We start from the raw sequence: 17,492 nt of genomic DNA on the forward strand, positions 1-17,492 counted from the left end.
CATTTTTTGCTTTCAGCTCAAGTGGTTAGCAGCTAAGTAAGTGCCATTCGGGACGGATTTATTTATTTGGCTTGTCCAGAAAATAAATCTGTCCCCTTTTCTATAATGGCACCGCCTTGGGTATTTACCTGAAGGGGGTTACTGGTAAGGCTGGTGATTTTTACAACGAGGCTACAAGTGAGAAATAGAAATATCATTGCGAAGTTAATAATGTTTTCTGGGTTGGTCTGTATGGTGTTTTCGGTGTTCTGTTTGATGTCGCTAGTGGTTTCGGCAGTGGTAGTGGCGTTGATTTCGCTAGTATATACGATGGAGTTCAACAGTGTGTTCATATGGCTGGGACTGCCGTTGACTGTATTTATGAGCTTACGATGGTTTTATAAAAACACTGCTTATGTGAAATTACTTCTTGATAGTTGATATGGGCGAATAAAGCGGGGGGCGGACTCTGAGGGATGTACGGGAATGGATTTGTTTGGCTTGGCCAGTCCTGAATATAGATTAGAAGGTGTAAGCCTTATTCAGGGCGGGACAGTGTTTTCGTAAAGGGGGCGTCCAATTTTCGTGGGCCGACAGCCTCAGTACCGATACCCACTGCATGGAAAAAGGGGACGGATTTATTTATTTGGCTTGTCCAAAAAATAAATCTGTCCCGAATGGCACTTACTTAGCTGCTAACCACTTGAGCTGAAAGCAAAAAATGAAGAAGGGCTGGTCTTGGTCTACGGTGATAGTTGCGAACACACCCCGACGAACCAAGGACACAGCCCCAAATGAATCGTAGACGTGAAATTCTCCAGCATCAACAGCAACGTTTTCATCGACACGCTTCGGACTGTGATGCCTATGCGTTTTTCAATCTCCTCACGTCTCCCGAGCTCTTACAGCGCGTCGAGTCTGCACTGCCGGAATATCGGGAGCGTCTGTTTCCGCCGACTGAAACGCTGTCCATGTTTCTGGCTCAAGCAATGAGTGCCGACCGTTCCTGCCAGAACGCCGTCAACGACTTGTCGATTAAACGGTCATGTGGCGGCATGAAGCCCAGTAGCACTCGCACGGGCGCCTACTGCAAAGCCAGAAAACGCCTACCTGTGGAAATGGTTTCTACGCTGGTCAGGCACACCGGTGCTTCGATAAGTGATAACGCACCCTCGTCGTGGCGCTGGATGGGACGGCCTGTACGGTTGGTGGACGGCACGACGGTCAGCATGCCCGACACTGCGGCCAATCAGGGTGCCTATCCGCAGTCACGCGGCCAGAAAGTCGGTCTTGGTTTTCCCCTGTGTCGCGTGGTTGGCATCGTTTGCCTTTCCAGCGGCGCCGTCTTGGATGCCGCCCTTGGGCGCTTCCGAGGCAAAGGCGGCGATGAGCAAACGCTGCTCAGATCAATGCTCGACACGCTGAAAACAGGCGACATTTTATTGGGCGACGCTTACTACGCTACCTACTTCTTGCTGTGTGAGTTGCAACGAAGAGGTGTCGATGGCGTGTTCGAACAATACGGTGCTCGACGGCGCAGCACGGACTTTCGCCTAGGGCAAAGTCTGGGTTCGGAAGATCACCTGATCGAATTGAAAAAGCCTGCAAGAAGACCGCCGTGGATGAGTCAAACGCATTACGAACAGGCGCCTGAAAGACTGACAGTGCGAGAGCTGAAGGCGGGTGGAAAGACTTTGGTCACCACGTTGCATTGCCCGAAGCAGACACCCAAAACAGCTCTCAAATCGCTGTACAAGGGTCGATGGCATGTCGAGTTGGATCTGCGCAATCTCAAAGCTACGCTAGGACTTGGAAAGTTAAGCTGCAAAACCCCAGGCATGGCAGTCAAGGAGTTATGGGTCTATCTGTTGGCACACAATCTGATCCGAATGCTCATGGCGCAATCGGCTCTGTTAGCGGATTGCTTGCCTCGCGAACTGAGCTTCAAACACAGCCTTCAGCTATGGCTGGCTTTGCGACAATATGGCAGCCCCGAAGACGAGGATGGCCTGTCGAATTTATTGATGTTGATTGCTCAGAGGCGCGTCGGGAATCGGCCTGGTCGTATCGAGCCGCGAGCCATAAAACGAAGACCTCAAGCCTACCCCTTACTGACCAAACCGCGTCGGTCAGCAAGGGCAGATGTCAGGAAAAATGGGCACGCAAAACATGTTAAGTAAGTGCCATTCAAATCTGTCCCCTTTTCTCCACAATGAGCTGACGCAAATTCTCCCGCTACTCGAAGCGCATCGTGCCGAACTGCTCGGTGTCGTGGTCGAGGAGACCTACAAGTGGTATTGGCTGGTCGATGGCCTCAAGGCGGCCGGCTCTTTCAATGGGGGCCGGCCGGTTACCATCGACTTCAAGAACGCCCCGGGAGGTGTTTGATGGCGCAGGAACAGGATTTGTTGCAAGAGATCGGGCAACTGTTGGTTGATGCAGGCCCCGAAAGTGCCAATGTAATTGTCGTAAGAGCCGAGTTGTATCCAGAAGGTGACGCTTGTAAGTACGAATTCGACTATGTCGATAGTAGCGACAAGACTGATTGGTTCAGGCCGCCCGCTCGTGCGATAGGCGATTTAACAGAGCTTTTGGTTAAGTTAAGAAATGGACCACTTTTAAGTGGAGAGATTGTTTGGACGAAACGTGAAATAAATTTCGATGTTCTGCGTAATAAGCTGAAGATCAATTACGGATATGACGAGATTGTTTGAAAAGCGGGGACAGACCCTGAGGGATCCCCACAAATCTACTCCAACGTCTGCGCCTGTTGATGGGGGATAAACGGGGCAGACCACATTTATCCTGAGAAAGAGGCAGTGCTTTTTCGATTCAACGTGTTCTGTCCCCGATTTTCGTCCCCGATTTTCGCGCTGTCCCTCGCGTTGCAAGCGCCTGGTTTAGCCAGCACCCGTCGTCAATTACTTATTTTCGAATGGATCCATTCATTGACGCCAGAATAGTGGCCCTCTAATATCGCGCCACTATTTTGCTATCAGTCTCCATTCGAGGGATCGAACATGTACCCACCCGCCCTCGTGGCGAGGTTGTGCCTGGCTTTGCTGTGCCTTTCTCCGCTAAATCTTGCTCACGCCGCCCCCACTCCCGGTGAAACCGACCTCATCCGCGAACGCCAGGATCGCCTGCTCGAAGAGCAGCGTAGGCGTCTCGAAGAACTCAAGGAGTTGCCGGGCAAGGAAGCCAAGCCAACGCAACCGACGGCCCCGGCCGACGCGCGTTGTTTCCCCATCAAGGACATCGAACTCAAAGGCGCTGACAGTCTCTCGGACAGCGATAAAAATCGCCTGCTCAAGCCGTACATCGGCCAATGCCTGGGCGTCACTCAGCTCAACGAACTGCTGAAAGTCATCACCGACCACTACATCGAAAAAGGCCTGGTCACCAGCCGTGCCTATTTGCCGCAGCAGGATTTATCCGGTGGGCATTTGAAGGTGTTGGTGGTCGAGGGACGGCTTGAAGGTTTGAAGGGTGCAGAGGACAGCAAGCTGTCGGACCGTGAACTGGGCATGACTTTTCCCGGCAAGACTGGCGACCTGGTCAATTTGCGTGAGATCGAGCAACTGGTCGATCAACTGAACCGCTTGCCGTCGAACCAGGCGCAGATGGAGTTGACGCCGGGCAAGAACGTCGGGGGCAGCGAAGTGTTGGTCAAGAACACGCCGCAAAAGCCTTGGCGCGCCGGGTTGTCCCGCAGCAACGACGGCCAGCGCAGCACCGGCGAGCAGCAGTGGGGCACGACGTTTGATTGGGACAGCCCGCTGGGTTTGGCGGATCAGTTGATGTTGCGCGGCGGTCACGATGCGATGACCGATCACCAGCACACCTCCAATAACGCGATGCTCAATTACAACCTGCCCTGGGGCTGGTGGAACTTCAATTACACCTACAGCCAGAGTGAATACCGCTCGCAGGCTCAAGCCAATGGCTTCAATTTCAAGCAGACCGGCGATAGCGAAAACCATCAGTTGCGTGCCGAGCGGGTGATCCATCGCGATGCTGTGAGCAAGACATCCCTCAGCACCGGTCTCTCTTACCTGCGCACCAACAACTTCATCGAAGACAGCAAGCTCAAACTGAGCAGCAACCGCATCAGCGAAGCGCAGTTCGGCATCAACCACGGTCGGCGAGTCGGCAGCGCGTTCGTCAACCTCGACCTCGGCATGCAGCAAGGCATCGGTGCGTTCGATGCGCAGGGCAACGGTCACCCGGGCTCCGGCGAACCGGATGCTCGCTACCGAAAATACACCGCCACCGCGAGCTACCTGCAACCGTTCAAGGTGTGGGGCGAGTCGTTCAGTTTCAGCAGCCTGATGACCGGCCAGCGCAGTGAAGACGTGCTGTTCAGCCCGCAGCGCACCAGCCTCGGCGGGCAATCGTCGATCCGCGGTTACAAGGATCAATCCTTGTCCGGCGACAGCGGCGGTTACTGGCGCAACGACCTGCGCTGGAGCCGTCCAGTGACGCTGGAATGGCTCCGCCCTGCGTTCGCCGAATACGGCTCCAGCCTCGGTTACGACCAAGGCGTGATTCGTGGCGATCGCTACAACGGCGATCAGCACGGGCGCATGTCCAGCAACTCGGTGGAGTTGTTTGCTCGCGGTCAGCACCTGGCCGCCAGCGTGACTTTTGCCCATTCCCTCGAACGTCCGGACACCCTGACCGAGCGCGAAGCGCCGATCTATTTCCGCATGGATTTCTTTCTCTAATTTCGCCCCATCGAGACCTTCAACATGGACGTTCGTCACTACGCTTTCCTCGCGCGCCAGCCTTCTGCTGCCGTGAAAACCAGCGAGCACTTCTGGGGCATGCCCAAGCGTGGATTGGCGTTCCTGTTGGCCAACGTGATGTTCTGGCAACCGATGTGGGCTCAGGCCGAGGGGATCGTGGTGGCCACGCCGGGCACCAGCCTTGGGCAGGCGGGCAACGGGGTGCCGATCGTCAATATCGCCACGCCGAATGGCACCGGGCTGTCGCATAACCAGTTCCACGATTACAACGTCGGCACCCAGGGCGTCATCCTCAACAACGTCGCCACGCAGACCGGTGCGACACAACTGGGTGGCATCATTGTAGGCAACCCCAACCTCACCAACCGGGTCGCGGCGCAGACCATCCTCAACGAAGTGGTCGGCGGCAGCCCGAGCCAGTTGCGCGGTTACACCGAAGTGGCGGGGCAGTCGGCGCGGGTCATCGTCGCCAACCCCTACGGCATCAGCTGTAACGGCTGCGGCTTCATCAACACCCCGCGCGTGACGTTGACCACCGGCAAACCGGTGCTGGACAACGGTCGACTGGATCGCTTTCAGGTGGATCAGGGCAGCGTGTCCATCGACGGCACCGGGCTGAACGCCAACAACGTCGACAGCTTCGAAATCATCACCCGCAGCGCGAAGATCAATGCCGAGATTCAGGCGAAGAACCTGACGATTGTCGCCGGTCGCAACGACGTTAATGCGCAGAGTCTCACTGCTACCGCTCGCGCCGATGACGGCAGCGGCAAACCGGGGCTGGCTATCGACTCCTCCGCCTTGGGCGGGATGTACGCCGGGGCGATCAAACTGGTCGGCACCGAAGCTGGGGTCGGGGTGAAACTCGACGGCAAACTGATCGCCAGTGGTGGCGATATTCAGCTCGATGCCAACGGCCACTTGAGCCTGGTCGATACCTCGGCGACTAACGGCGCAGTCAATGTCAAAGCCGCCAGTCTCGATGCACACGGTCCGCTCTACGCGGGCACGGCGCTAAACGTACAAACCCAAGGCAACCTGAGCAACCAGCAAACCCTCGCCGCCCGCGACAGTATCGTGCTGAGCGCCGGCGGTCAGTTGACCAACAGCGGCGTCATCGAGGCCGGGGTCAACGCCGACGGTAGCCGCAACGCCAACGGCGATGTAAGCCTCAGCGCGCAGAATCTCAACAACACCGGCAAAAGCCTGGTCGCCAGCCGCACTCTCACCATCAATACCGCACAGACCTTGAGCAACCAGGGCGGCACGCTGAGCGGGCAAAGCACCCACATCACCGCTGCAACCCTGGACAATCAAAACAACGGGCGAGTGCTGAGCAACAGCACGTTGAGCCTCAATGCCAATCAGGTACTGAACTCGAAAGGCGTGATCAACAGCACCGGCAAACTCACTGGCAACGTCGGCCGATTGAGCAACAGCAGCGGCGAGCTGAGCAGCCTGGCTGATGTTGTCCTGAATGTAACCTCGCTGGATAACGTCGCCGGCCTTGTGACAGCCGGTCGCCTGCTGGACATCACCGCCAGTGGTGGCATTAACAACGTCAGCGGCACCCTGGGGGCGAAACAAGCTCTGACAGTCCGCACACAAAACCTCGACAACAGCCAACAAGGAAAGCTGAGCAGCGAAGGCCAGCTAACCACCCGAGTCAGCGGTCTCCTGAACAACCAGAGCAAAGGGTTGATACAGGCCAACGGCGCGATGGATGTGCAGGCGATGGACCTGGACAACCGCAGTGGCAAGATTTCCAGCCTGAACACACTAACGCTCAGCAGCAATAACACCGACAACCGCAACGGCGTGATTCGTGCCGATCAGGCGGTGAAGCTGTTGATCACTGACTTGGACAACCGTGACAAAGGCCGGCTCGAAAGCAAGGCTGCACTGAGCCTGGACGGCAATAAACTGGACAACCGCAACGGTGGCCTGCTGACCGCCACCGGTCTGCTGACCCTCAAGGCCAAAGACGTCGCCAACAATGGCGGCCGAATTTCCGGCAAGGGTGATATCGAAGCCAATATCGATACCTTGAGCCAGCAGGCTGGCGAACTGGTTGCCGAGGGCAATCTGAAGTTGACCGGCAAGACGCTGGATAACCGTAAAGAAGGCCTGGTCGCGTCGCTCAAATCGCTGACGGTCAACGTCGATCAGATCGACAACCGTGGCGGTACACTGTCCAGCCAGGCCGACCTGCACATCAACGGTGCGAGCCTGAACAACAGCGACAGCGGCAAAGTGTTGTCCGACACGACCTTGGCGCTGAAGGTCGATCAGATCATCAACCAGACCGCCGGGCTGATTTTCAGCAAAGGCGCGAACACGCTCAGTGGCGTCGGCCTCGACAACTCGGGCGGCAAGATCGTCAGCCAGAACAACCTCGCGTTGACCTTCGACGACATCAAGAACAACCAGCAGGGGCTGATCAGCAGCGAAGGCAAACTGGTGCTCAGCGGCGGCAGTCTGGACAACCGTCTGGGCAAACTCTCGAGCCTCGAAGCCATGACGCTCAACTTAGCGGCAGCCCTGCAAAACCAGGGTGGTTTGATCGCTTCGCAAAAAGGTCTGACGCTGACTAGCGCCAGTCTCGATAACAGCGTTAAAGGCATCATCAGCGCCAAGGCGGCATCGACCGTCACTACGGGTGAATTCAACAACAGCAAGGGCGGCAGTCTGGCGAATGACGGCACGCTCGACCTGACCGCCAAACACCTGGATAACTCGGCCGGGCAGATTGGCAGTCAGCAACGGCTAAACGTCTCGGTCACGAGCCTGGATCAAGATGGCGGCGAGCTGTTCAGCAACAGCGACCTGACCCTCGACCTGAACAACGGCCTGCTGAACAACCAGCGTGGCAATATCCATACGCCGGGTCTGTTGCTGTTGAAAAACCTCAAGGAGGTGAACAACAGCGGCGGCGAAATCTCCGGTGCCAAGGCCTACAGCCTCACTGCGCAAAGCCTGAACAACGATGGCGGCAAGCTGTTGAGCAACGAGAAACTCACTCTCGTTATCGACCGTGCACTGAGCAACGTCAAAGGACTGATTGCCTCCGCCGGCCTCGACAGTCGCAGTGCCAGCCTGAACAACGCCAGTGGTGAAATCCGTGGCCGCGGCGAAGTGGAACTGATGGTTACCGACGCCTTCGATAACCAGGCCGGTGTGGTCATTGCCGATGACGGGCTGACCGTAAAAGCCGCCAGCCTCGATAACCGCCAGGAGGGTTTGGTAGGGGCCACAAAAGCGCTGAAACTGACCGTCGATGACATCGATAACCGTAACGGCGAACTGTCGAGCAAGGCTGATGTGACACTGATCGGCCAACAACTCGACAACAGCGACGCCGGTTACATCCTGGCCGGGGGCAACCTTGCACTGACCGTAGACAAGGTCATCAACCGCAACAAAGGGCTACTGTCCGGCGACGCCGGGTTGACGCTGACGGGGCAGACGCTGGAAAACAGCGGTCGGCTGACCACGCTGAACAACCTCACGGTGAACCTCACTTCGGATCTGGACAACAATCAGGGCAGCCTCGTCAGCGAGGGTAAATTGGCGATCAATGCCCAGAGCCTGAGCAACAACGGCGGCACGATTTCCAGCGCCAAGGCGCTCACGGTCGATAGCAAAGGCGCGGTCAGCAACCAGGGCGGCAAAGTGCTGACCGACACCACACTGACCCTCACCAGCACCAGCCTGGATAACCAGCAAAAAGGTGCGATCAGCAGCAAAGGTGGAATGAGCATCACCACCGGCGCGCTCAATAACAGCCAGGCCAGTATTTACGCGGGCGACCGCCTGGAACTGGGCGCCGGCCAGGTCACCAACACCGGCGGCAGCATCGGCGCGGCCACCTCGCTGGTTGCCAGCGTCAGTGGCCTGGATCAGCAAGGCGGCAAGCTCTTCAGCAAGGGCGCCTTGAGCCTGGACGTGAACGGCGGCGCGCTGAACAACCAGGATGGCTTCATCAGTGCACCTGGCCAGTTGCTGCTGAAAAACCTCGCAGGCGTGAATAACCGCAACGGCGAAATCTCCAGCGAGGAAGCCTTCGACCTAGTCGCCAGGCAACTGGATAACAGCGATGGTCAGGTGCTCAGCAACCAAAAACTCACGCTGCGTATTGAGCAGGCGCTGACCTCGGTCAAAGGCAAAATTGCCGCCGCCGCATTGCAAGTTCGCGCCGCCAGTCTGGATAACAGCGCCGGCACAATGCTCAGCGATGGCGATCTGCAAGTGACCGTCGACGGTCTGCTGACCAACCAGAACAAAGGTCTGATCAAAGCGGCCGGACAACTCACCCTCAACAGCAACGGTCTGAATAACCAGGGCGGTACGTTGCTGGGCGGCACTGGCCTGAGCATCGATCTGGGTGCAACACCTGCCGACCTGAATAACCAGAACGGCCTGATCAACACCAAGGGCGTGTTGAGCATTGCGCACCTGCGTGACCTGAATAACCAGAAAGGCGAAATCTCCAGCGTTCACAGCTTCAGCCTGACCGGCAAAACGCTGGATAACCGCGGTGGCAACCTGATCAGCAATGATCAGTTGACCCTCAACGCCACCCGCCTGAATAACCAGGGCGGCCTGGTTTCCGGCTGGAACAAACTCGCCGTTGCCGGCGGTAGCCTCGATAACAGCCAGGAAGGCACGCTCTCCAGCCTGCTCGGCAATCTGAACATCGACCTCAGCGGTGCGTTGATCAACAACGCCAAGGGCGGCCTGGCGGGCTTAGGCGACGTGACCATCACTGCCGCCAGTCTCGACAACAGCAACGGCATCGTCACCAGTGGCGGCAAGCAGAAGCTGACAATGCAAGGTGCAATCAACAACGCATCGGGTGGCCTGATCGAAAGCAGCGGCACACTGGATATCAGCGTGACCTCCTTGAACAACGCGTCGGGGAAAGTCACCGCGAACAAAGCGCTGACCTTCACCGGTACGAGCCTGGATAACAGCAACGGCAGTCTGGTCGGTGAAGACAGCGTCACCCTCGATCTGCTCGGTACGCTGACCAACACCAAAGGCGCGCTAGGCAGTACGGGGCCGCTGGTGATCAAGCGTTCCAGCAGCATCGATAACCAGGGCGGCCAGCTACTCAGCCAAGGTTTGTTGAGCCTGTTGACCGGTAGCCTGAATAACAGCCAGGAGGGCACCGTGGCTGCCAACGGGCAGCTCGACCTCATCGCCACCGGCAGTGTTCGTAACGACGTCGGCGGCCTGATCTCCAGTCGCGATGCAGGCCTCAACGTCAAAGCCGCGTCCCTCAACAATGCCGGCGGCGCGCTACAAAGCCAGGGCGCATTGACCCTGGACGTGAAGGGCGGCGCCATCGACAACCAGGGCGGCAAGGTCATCGCCCAGAACGGTGAGCTGAACATCACTGCCGCCAGCCTCGACAGCCGCGCCGGTGTGCTGTCGAGCCTCAAAGGTTTGCTGCAGACCCGCCTGACGGGCGTATTGCGCAACGGCCAGGGCGGCAAGATCGAAGGCAATCGCCTCGACCTTCAGGCCTTGGGCGGAATCTACAGCGACGGCGGACGCATCGCCGCCAACACTGGCGACATTCTGCTTAATGCTGGCAACGCCGCGATCGATAACAGCAACGGCGGGATCTACGCCAAAGGCCAGGTCAAGGTTATTGGCGGCGCGCTGAACAACAACGCCGGCAAGATCAGCGGCGATGGTATCGACGTCGTTCTCGATAGCAATCTCACCAACCGCGGCGGCCTGATTGAAAGCGCCGGCACCCTCGCAGTGCGTGCCACCAGCGTTGATAACCAGACGGGCAAACTGCGTGCGCTGGGTATCAGCGGGAAAACCAGCTTCCAGATCGGCAGCCTGTTCGATAACCGCAATGGCCTGGTGGAAACGGCGAACACTGACCTGACTCTCGCGACGCCGAGCTTCTTAAATGCGGGCGGTACCGTGACTCATGTGGGCGTGGGTGAGTTCGACATTTCGACAGCCAACGTCATGAATGCTGGCGGCACAATGGTGACCCGTGGCGGGCTGACGTTGAATGCCGATAGTTGGACTAACAGCAGTGTGATTCAGGCGGGGCGATTGACGGTTAACGTCAACAATTTTGTGCAAACCGTAAGCGGTCAATTGCTGGCGTCGAACCACCTCGAAGGTCGAGGCGTGAACTGGACCAACGATGGGTTGATTGCCAGTGATGGCAGCCTGGATTTGCAGTTGACCGGGGGGTATAAGGGCGATGGTCGGGTAAGCAGCCTGGGTAATCTTGGCCTGGCCGCAGGGCAATTAGATTTGAGCACGGCGTCGACAATCGCCAGCGGTGGCGATGCCCGGATCGATGTTAGCGGGCCGTTGAACAACCACGGTCGCTTGACCTCAAGCGCAAATATGCAAGTCCAGGCGGGCGGTATCAGTAATTTTGGCACGCTGGGCAGTGGGCAGAACCTGACGATAAAAACGCCGACCTTGCTCAATGAGCGCGGGTTGATTTTTAGCGGGAAAGATATGAGTTTGTTGGTGAATGATTTCACCAATCAGAACGGCTCCCTGTTCAGTCTCGCCAACCTCAACATTTCAGGAATCAATGGTGGTCAAGCCAATAGTGTAAGAAATCTGGCATCGACGATAACGATCGACGGCGATTTAACATTGGCGGCAAATGTCTTTCTTAATAAAACTGAGGGTGTGCTGGGAAAAGAGAAACTGGTCTCGGGAGATATAACCTACGCGTGCCAGGGTGGAGAATGTAAGTGGGTTAACTACTATATTGAAGAGCACTATGAGTCCGAGTCGACCACTACTGGGGAAAGCTCCGTCATCTCTGTCGCAGGCAATATAAATGCGACGGTAGGTGAGTTTACTAACTTTGCCTCGGTGATTTCTGCGGGAAAAAATATCAAACTTGACGTGGGGTCGTTTGATAACACGGCATTGGACTCGGGAAGTTATACGAAGACTCTCATCTATAACGCCCGGTCACGTGATTGGATGGGGCTGGTTGATGAAGACAGGGGTCCAATCACGGCCTACGCTCGCAGAAACTCCAAATATATTCATCAGTACTCAGATTATCTTTGCGGCGGCCAGGATTGGCAGGGCTGCGGTCCGGCCCCTATACCGCGAAGCAGTCAGACTACCACGACCTTGAATCCAGACTTTGGGATCGGCGCCGAGGTTGCCGTGCCTGCAAGAATATTCGGCTACGACTTCAAGGGTGGCGATACAGTCTTCACCAGCAAGGGCGGGGCACCGTCAATTGTTCAGGCTGGGCAGGCGTTGGAAGTTAACGCCAAAACAACCCTTAAAAATGGCAGCCTTCAGGCCTATACGGCGTTTACAGGCGTAGCGAAGAATTCTCCGGATACAGGTGTAAACCGGGGAGCTACGATTCCGGTTATTCGAATCAATGCTCAGCTGCCACCGGACTTGGCTCAGCAACAGGTCAACCCGCTGACACTACCTGGCTTCACCCTGCCGACTGGCGATAACGGCCTGTTCCGTCTCAGCCGCAAAGGCGGCACCGAGCAAACGATCGTACCCGGACAGAGCTGGACTATTGGTTCCGTTCCGGCCGGTACCACGCAGCGTTCGGACGGCATGCCTGTCAGGCAGGCCACCGAATTCCAGTTCGACCAGAACGACCCGGTCTCGGTCAAAAATCGCGAGCTGGCCCTGGCCAGTCGCCCGTCGGTGAATCTCAACGACAAGACCGCTCTGATCAACGTCAATGCCGCCGCCGGTGACGGTCCGGTCGGTGTGCTGTTGCCCAATCGCGGGAACGCTTCCTTCAACGTGCCACGAGTGCAGGGGCTGCCCGACACCAGCGTGCGCTCCAACCCGCACAAGTACCTGATCGAAACCAACCCGGTACTGACCAACCTCAAGCAGTTCATGAGTTCGGACTACCTGTTGGCGAACCTCGGCTACAACCCGGACACCAGCGCCAAACGACTGGGCGATGGTTTGTTTGAGCAACGCCTGGTCCAGCAATCGATCGTCGCACGCACCGGCCAGCGCTTCCTCGACGGTCAGACCTCTGACGAAGCGATGTTCAAATACCTGATGAACAACGCCATCGCCAGCAAGGACCAACTGAACTTGTCCATGGGCGTAACCCTGACCGCACAGCAAGTCGCGGCGCTGACCCACGACATCGTCTGGCTCGAAGAGCATGTGGTGAACGGTGAAAAAGTCTTGGTGCCGGTGCTTTACCTGGCCCAGGCGAACAATCGTCTGGCACCCAATGGCGCATTGATCCAGGGCGGCGACGTCAAGCTGATCGCCGGCCAGGACCTGAACAACGCCGGCACCCTGCGCGCCACCAACAACCTTTCGGCCGAGGCCGGCAACGACCTCACCAACACCGGCTTGATCGCGGCGGGTGATCGCCTGACGCTGAAGGCGGGCAATAACATCGTCAACAAATCGGGCGGGATCATCTCCGGTCGCGACGTCAGTCTGACGGCAACCAATGGTGATGTGATCAACCAGCGTGACGTGACCGGTGTTGATGTCCGTCGGGGTGGAAGCCTGCAGCATCGCGATTATCTCGATAACGCGGCGCGGATCGAGGCGGCCAACGATCTGAGTATCAATGCGGGTCGTGACATCAACAACATTGGTGGTGTGTTGCAGAGTGGGCGTGACCTCGAACTTGATGCAGGTCGAGACGTCAACATCACCTCAGTCCAGGATCGCAGCACCAATGCGCGTGGCAGCCATTTCCTCAACCAGACCATTACCCAGCATGCTGCTGAGGTGACCTCTGGCCGGGATCTGTCGATCAGCGCTGATCGTGACGTCGCCATTGTTGCAAGTCGCCTGGACGCCAAGCGTGATATCGGTGTCGATGCAGGCAATGACATCGTCATCACCTCGGCAGCCAACGAGAGTGATTACGTCTCGCGCAGCAAGAGGCAAACGCGGGAAACCCATAGCACTACTCAACAGGCCTCCGTACTGAATGCCGGTCGCGACATTGCGCTTAATGCGGGCAACGATCTGGGCATCATCGCCAGCCGGATCAAGGCCCAGGAAGACATCAGCCTCGATGCAGTGCAGGACATCACCGTCGCCTCGGCAATAGACGAGAGTTCTTCCTACTACTACAAGAAGAAAAAAGGCTCGTTTGGTCGCGGCAGTACCACCCAAAAAGAGAGCTATGACAGCACTAACGTCGCTTCGGTGATCGAGGCCGGCCAGGACCTGACCGTCAACACCAGCAAAACAGCCAGCGGTGGGATCACCCTCGATGGCGGTCGTGATGTCACCGTTATCGGCAGTCAGTTGAAAGCCGGCAATGATCTGATGGTCGGTGCGACTCGTGATGTGGCGGTGCTTTCGGGCATTGAGGAGCATGGTTCCTACAGCAAGAAAACCAAATCCGGCCTCTTCGGCATGTCCAAGAGTGGCAAGAGCGAGTTGAAGACCACCGCCAGTCAGGTGGCCAGTGAGCTGGAAGCGGGCAACGATGTGGTCGTCGCGGCGGGTAATGACTTCCGTCTACGTGCCAGCGAAACTTCGGCCGGCAATGATGTTGAACTGCGGGCGGGCCTGGTCAACAAGGACGGTGACATCAACCTGGTTTCGGCCAATGACACGGCTTATAGCCGCAGCGAGCAATACAAGAAAAAAACCGGTCTCTCCACTTCAGGTGGGTTCCTGTCCATTTCCTCAGCCAAGGAGTCCGGTCGTCAGGCGCAAAGCAGTACCAGCGTGGGCAGCCAAGTGGTGGCTGATCGTGATGCGACCTTGCAGGCCGAGCGTGACATCAACGTATTGGGCAGCGGTATCAACGCCGGGCGTAACGTCAGTCTGAACGCCGGACGCGACGTGAATGTGGCCGCCGCGCAGAACGAGAATGCCGAGCAGGATTGGTCAAAATCCAAGCAGGCAGGTATCGGCGTTTCCAGTGACGCCAACGGCGTGAGCCTGTTCGTTGGTGCCGATAAGCTCAAGGAAAAAAATCGTCTAGAACAGCAGACCGCTACCGCCAGCCAGATCAGTGCCGGGCAAGACCTGACGATCAAGGCCGTGCGCGATATCAACCAGATCGGTTCCGACCTGAAAGCCGACAACGACATCAACCTGAACGCTGGCCGTGATATCAGGATCGACGCCGCGCGGGAAACCCTGTTGACCGAGCAGCAGCGCGAAGCCGAGCGCAATGGTCTGGGTGTCACCCTCAACCACAACTACGGCAAGACGAAGGATGCTGCGAATGGGGCCGGAAAAGGCGAAAACGGCATTAGCCAAGGCTCCAGTGTCCTGAAGGGGGTTGATGCCATTGGCCAGTTCCTGGCGGGGCCGACGGGCGACGTCAAGTTAGGTAACAGCAAGCAAAGCAACAGCCAGCAGGTTGTCGAGCAGACCAACAGATCCTCGACCCTCAATGCCGGTCACGACCTCAACCTGAACGCCAACAATGACGTAGTGGTCAAGGGCAGCCGGCTGGATGCCGGGCGTGACATCAACGTCAAAGGTCGAGATGTGACCTTCGATGTCGCCAAGGGCGGCGTCAGTCAGGAAACCCAAAACACCGAAAGTTGGGGCGGCATTCACGGCGGAACCAGTGGCGGCATCAAGATTGGTGTCGGTGGCAGCTATGGCACTGCCAGTGGCGACAGCGCTCAAGGATCGGCAACGGTCACGCAACTGGGCGCGGGCCGCGATATCAACCTCAAGGCCAGCAACGACCTGAACCTGATCGGTACCCAGGTCAGGGCAGAGCGTGATATCGATCTGAACGCCGGTAACGAACTGAACATTCGCTCGGCGCATAACGACAGCAGCAGTGAAAACAACCGACACAATGGCGGCGGTGAAGCCGGTCTTACCTTCGGCTCCGAGGGGGTGGGCGTTTATGTCAGCGTCAGCCTCGGCAAGGGCAATCTGGAGCGTGAGGGCGAACGTCAACAAGAGGCGTACCTCTACGCCGGTAACCGCTTGGGCTTCACCAGTGGCCAAGACACCAACATCGCAGGTGCCACCCTGCGCGGCGATGAAGTGGTCGGTCGTGTTGGCGGCGACCTCAATGTTTCCTCGGTAGCCGATACCGGCGAGGTCAAGGGCAAGGAGTTCGACATCAGCGCCACCGGCTCCTTCGTCGGTGTCAGTGGCTCGGTCGGCTACGGCCAGACCACCGGCAAGACCAACTGGGTTGAAGAACAAACCAGCATCACCGGCAAAAGCAAAGTCGATATCCGCACCGAAAACCACACCCAGATCGACGGTGCGGTGATTGCTGCCGACAACGGCAACCTGAAGCTGGACACCGGCACATTGGGCTTCAGCGATATCACCGGGAAGGATAAAGAGCACGGTTACTACTTGAACGTCGGCGGCACCTACAACTCCGGCGGTAATGGCGGCACCGTGCAAGACGGCAGCCAGGTAGGGAAAGGCAAGGAAGGCCAGGCAGGTGGGAGCGTTGAAGGCTGGAACTACGAGAAGGATCGCGAGCAGATCGTGCGGGCCACCGTCGGCGCCGGCGAGATCGTCGTGCGCAACGATGCGCAGACCGGCGCTGACTCCACGGTTGGGCTGAACCGTGATGTGAGCAAGGCGTATGAGATCACCAAGGATGAAGAAGAACGCACCGATCTTTATGCCAGCGATTCTTCCATTAACGCGGTACTCCACCCTGTTGTAACCGTGCAGCAATGGACCGAAGCATTCCTCGACTATGACAAGACCGCACTGGCCAACTTCGACAGAGCGGCCTCGGCGCTGAACGTCGTGGTCAATCGCGTGGATAACATTCTGGGCCGTCCCTTGGATACCCGCGCTCAAGATGCGGCAGGCAAGGAGTTGGCCGAAAGCACTCTGGAAGCGCTTCTCCTGTCAGGCAAGAGCCGTAAAGACGCCTTGACGATGATGGGCGATCCCGCGTTCATCGATGGCGTTCTTGCCAATTTGGCCAGGATGAATGGGATCGAACCTCAGGTTGTCAAGGACATTGAGGAAATTGTTGCATCGGATAAATTCGTTCCTAATCCAAACGCATTGATCTTGAAGGAACAGGAAGTCAACCCGACCGGGATTGAAGAGCTTCAAGGTGTCCTCCATCAATTGTCCGCGTTCCAGGCTTATATCAAGAATCATCCGGGAAGCGCAGAGACAATTGGGTATGTCATGGCCGCTGCTCAAGGGCCAAAAGGTGTCGCTCAATTTATTGTCATGCAGGCGCTTGCAGGGACAGAGGCTGGTCAAACGATTTCAGCAAATATCGACAAGGCAATAGCTGAAACTGGCAAAAAAGTGGCTGAGGTTATTGAGGGGACGAAACTAAATCCCGACTTTGCCAGCGATAGCTATGTGATTGGCGGCGGTGAGCTGCTTACCAGTATCTTGACGGGGGCGTTGCCCGGGAAGGTGCCGGGGAAAGGTGATTCTCATATCACCGTGGGGGGCCAAAAGCTGCCATCGGCTTTACCAGATAATTTGACTGGTTATGCAAACCCGAAAGACATCCGGTTCACGCAAGATAGTGTTTCGAACACTTTCAAAGATGGTCAGACTCTCCAGTCAACAATTGACGGGCTGAAGTCAGGAAAAATTTCTCCAGATGACTTGCCTCCTATTCGAGTTTTTGAGAAGGACGGAGCGGTTTACAGCTTAGATAATCGGCGATTGCTTGCTGCGTCTGAGGCTGGCGTTCCAATCAAAGTTGTCCCAGCTACGCCAGCAGAGGTTGCTAGGGAAGGATGGAAAATGACTACGCCCAATAATGGTTCTATTATCTGTGTTCGAGGTGTTTGTAAGTGAGGG

6 protein-coding genes are annotated in these 17,492 nt (G+C 57.1%); 5 read left to right on the top strand and 1 reads right to left on the bottom strand.

Annotation, left to right across the window (positions count from 1 at the left end):
• Nucleotides 1-62: 62 nt before the first annotated feature.
• On the bottom strand, nucleotides 63-320 hold the full coding sequence (locus QFW87_RS07650) for a hypothetical protein (RefSeq protein ID WP_283190184.1): 258 nt from the start codon (nucleotides 318-320) through the stop codon (nucleotides 63-65).
• Between the two features lie 453 nt (nucleotides 321-773).
• On the opposite strand from QFW87_RS07650, the gene QFW87_RS07655 reads away from it, so the two are divergent.
• The 5 genes from QFW87_RS07655 (at nucleotide 774) to QFW87_RS07675 (ending at nucleotide 17,489) form a co-directional block, all read left to right on the top strand.
• Nucleotides 774-2,159 carry an IS4 family transposase gene (locus tag QFW87_RS07655; protein WP_283181230.1) on the top strand — a complete coding sequence of 462 codons (1,386 nt, stop codon included), beginning with the start codon at nucleotides 774-776 and terminating at the stop codon, nucleotides 2,157-2,159.
• Nucleotides 2,134-2,367 (top strand): hypothetical protein, encoded by a 234-nt coding sequence (locus QFW87_RS07660; RefSeq protein ID WP_283190185.1) that lies wholly within the window; start codon nucleotides 2,134-2,136, stop codon nucleotides 2,365-2,367. Before QFW87_RS07655 ends, QFW87_RS07660 begins: the two co-directional genes overlap by 26 nt.
• Complete coding sequence (locus tag QFW87_RS07665) at nucleotides 2,367-2,693, top strand: hypothetical protein (RefSeq protein WP_283190186.1); 327 nt, start codon at nucleotides 2,367-2,369, stop codon at nucleotides 2,691-2,693. Before QFW87_RS07660 ends, QFW87_RS07665 begins: the two co-directional genes overlap by 1 nt.
• A gap of 306 nt (nucleotides 2,694-2,999) precedes the next feature.
• Nucleotides 3,000-4,706 carry a ShlB/FhaC/HecB family hemolysin secretion/activation protein gene (locus QFW87_RS07670; RefSeq protein ID WP_283190187.1) on the top strand — a complete coding sequence of 569 codons (1,707 nt, stop codon included), beginning with the start codon at nucleotides 3,000-3,002 and terminating at the stop codon, nucleotides 4,704-4,706.
• 24 nt (nucleotides 4,707-4,730) lie between these two features.
• The gene (locus tag QFW87_RS07675) at nucleotides 4,731-17,489 is read left to right on the top strand and encodes a hemagglutinin repeat-containing protein (RefSeq protein WP_283190188.1); all 12,759 of its coding nucleotides are present in this window, start codon (nucleotides 4,731-4,733) and stop codon (nucleotides 17,487-17,489) included.
• The last annotated feature ends 3 nt before the right edge of the window (nucleotides 17,490-17,492 follow it).

This window comes from Pseudomonas sp. PMCC200344, from assembly GCF_030053095.1.
Taxonomy (GTDB): Bacteria; Pseudomonadota; Gammaproteobacteria; order Pseudomonadales; family Pseudomonadaceae; genus Aquipseudomonas; species Aquipseudomonas svalbardensis.

Excerpts from the sequence above, each read along its gene's own strand:
- QFW87_RS07655 (WP_283181230.1), top strand. The coding sequence starts at position 774 with ATGAATCGTAGACGTGAAATTCTCCAGCATCAACAGCAACGTTTTCAT.
- QFW87_RS07660 (WP_283190185.1), top strand. The coding sequence starts at position 2,134 with ATGGGCACGCAAAACATGTTAAGTAAGTGCCATTCAAATCTGTCCCCT.
- QFW87_RS07670 (WP_283190187.1), top strand. The coding sequence starts at position 3,000 with ATGTACCCACCCGCCCTCGTGGCGAGGTTGTGCCTGGCTTTGCTGTGC.
- QFW87_RS07675 (WP_283190188.1), top strand. The coding sequence starts at position 4,731 with ATGGACGTTCGTCACTACGCTTTCCTCGCGCGCCAGCCTTCTGCTGCC.
- QFW87_RS07665 (WP_283190186.1), top strand. The coding sequence starts at position 2,367 with ATGGCGCAGGAACAGGATTTGTTGCAAGAGATCGGGCAACTGTTGGTT.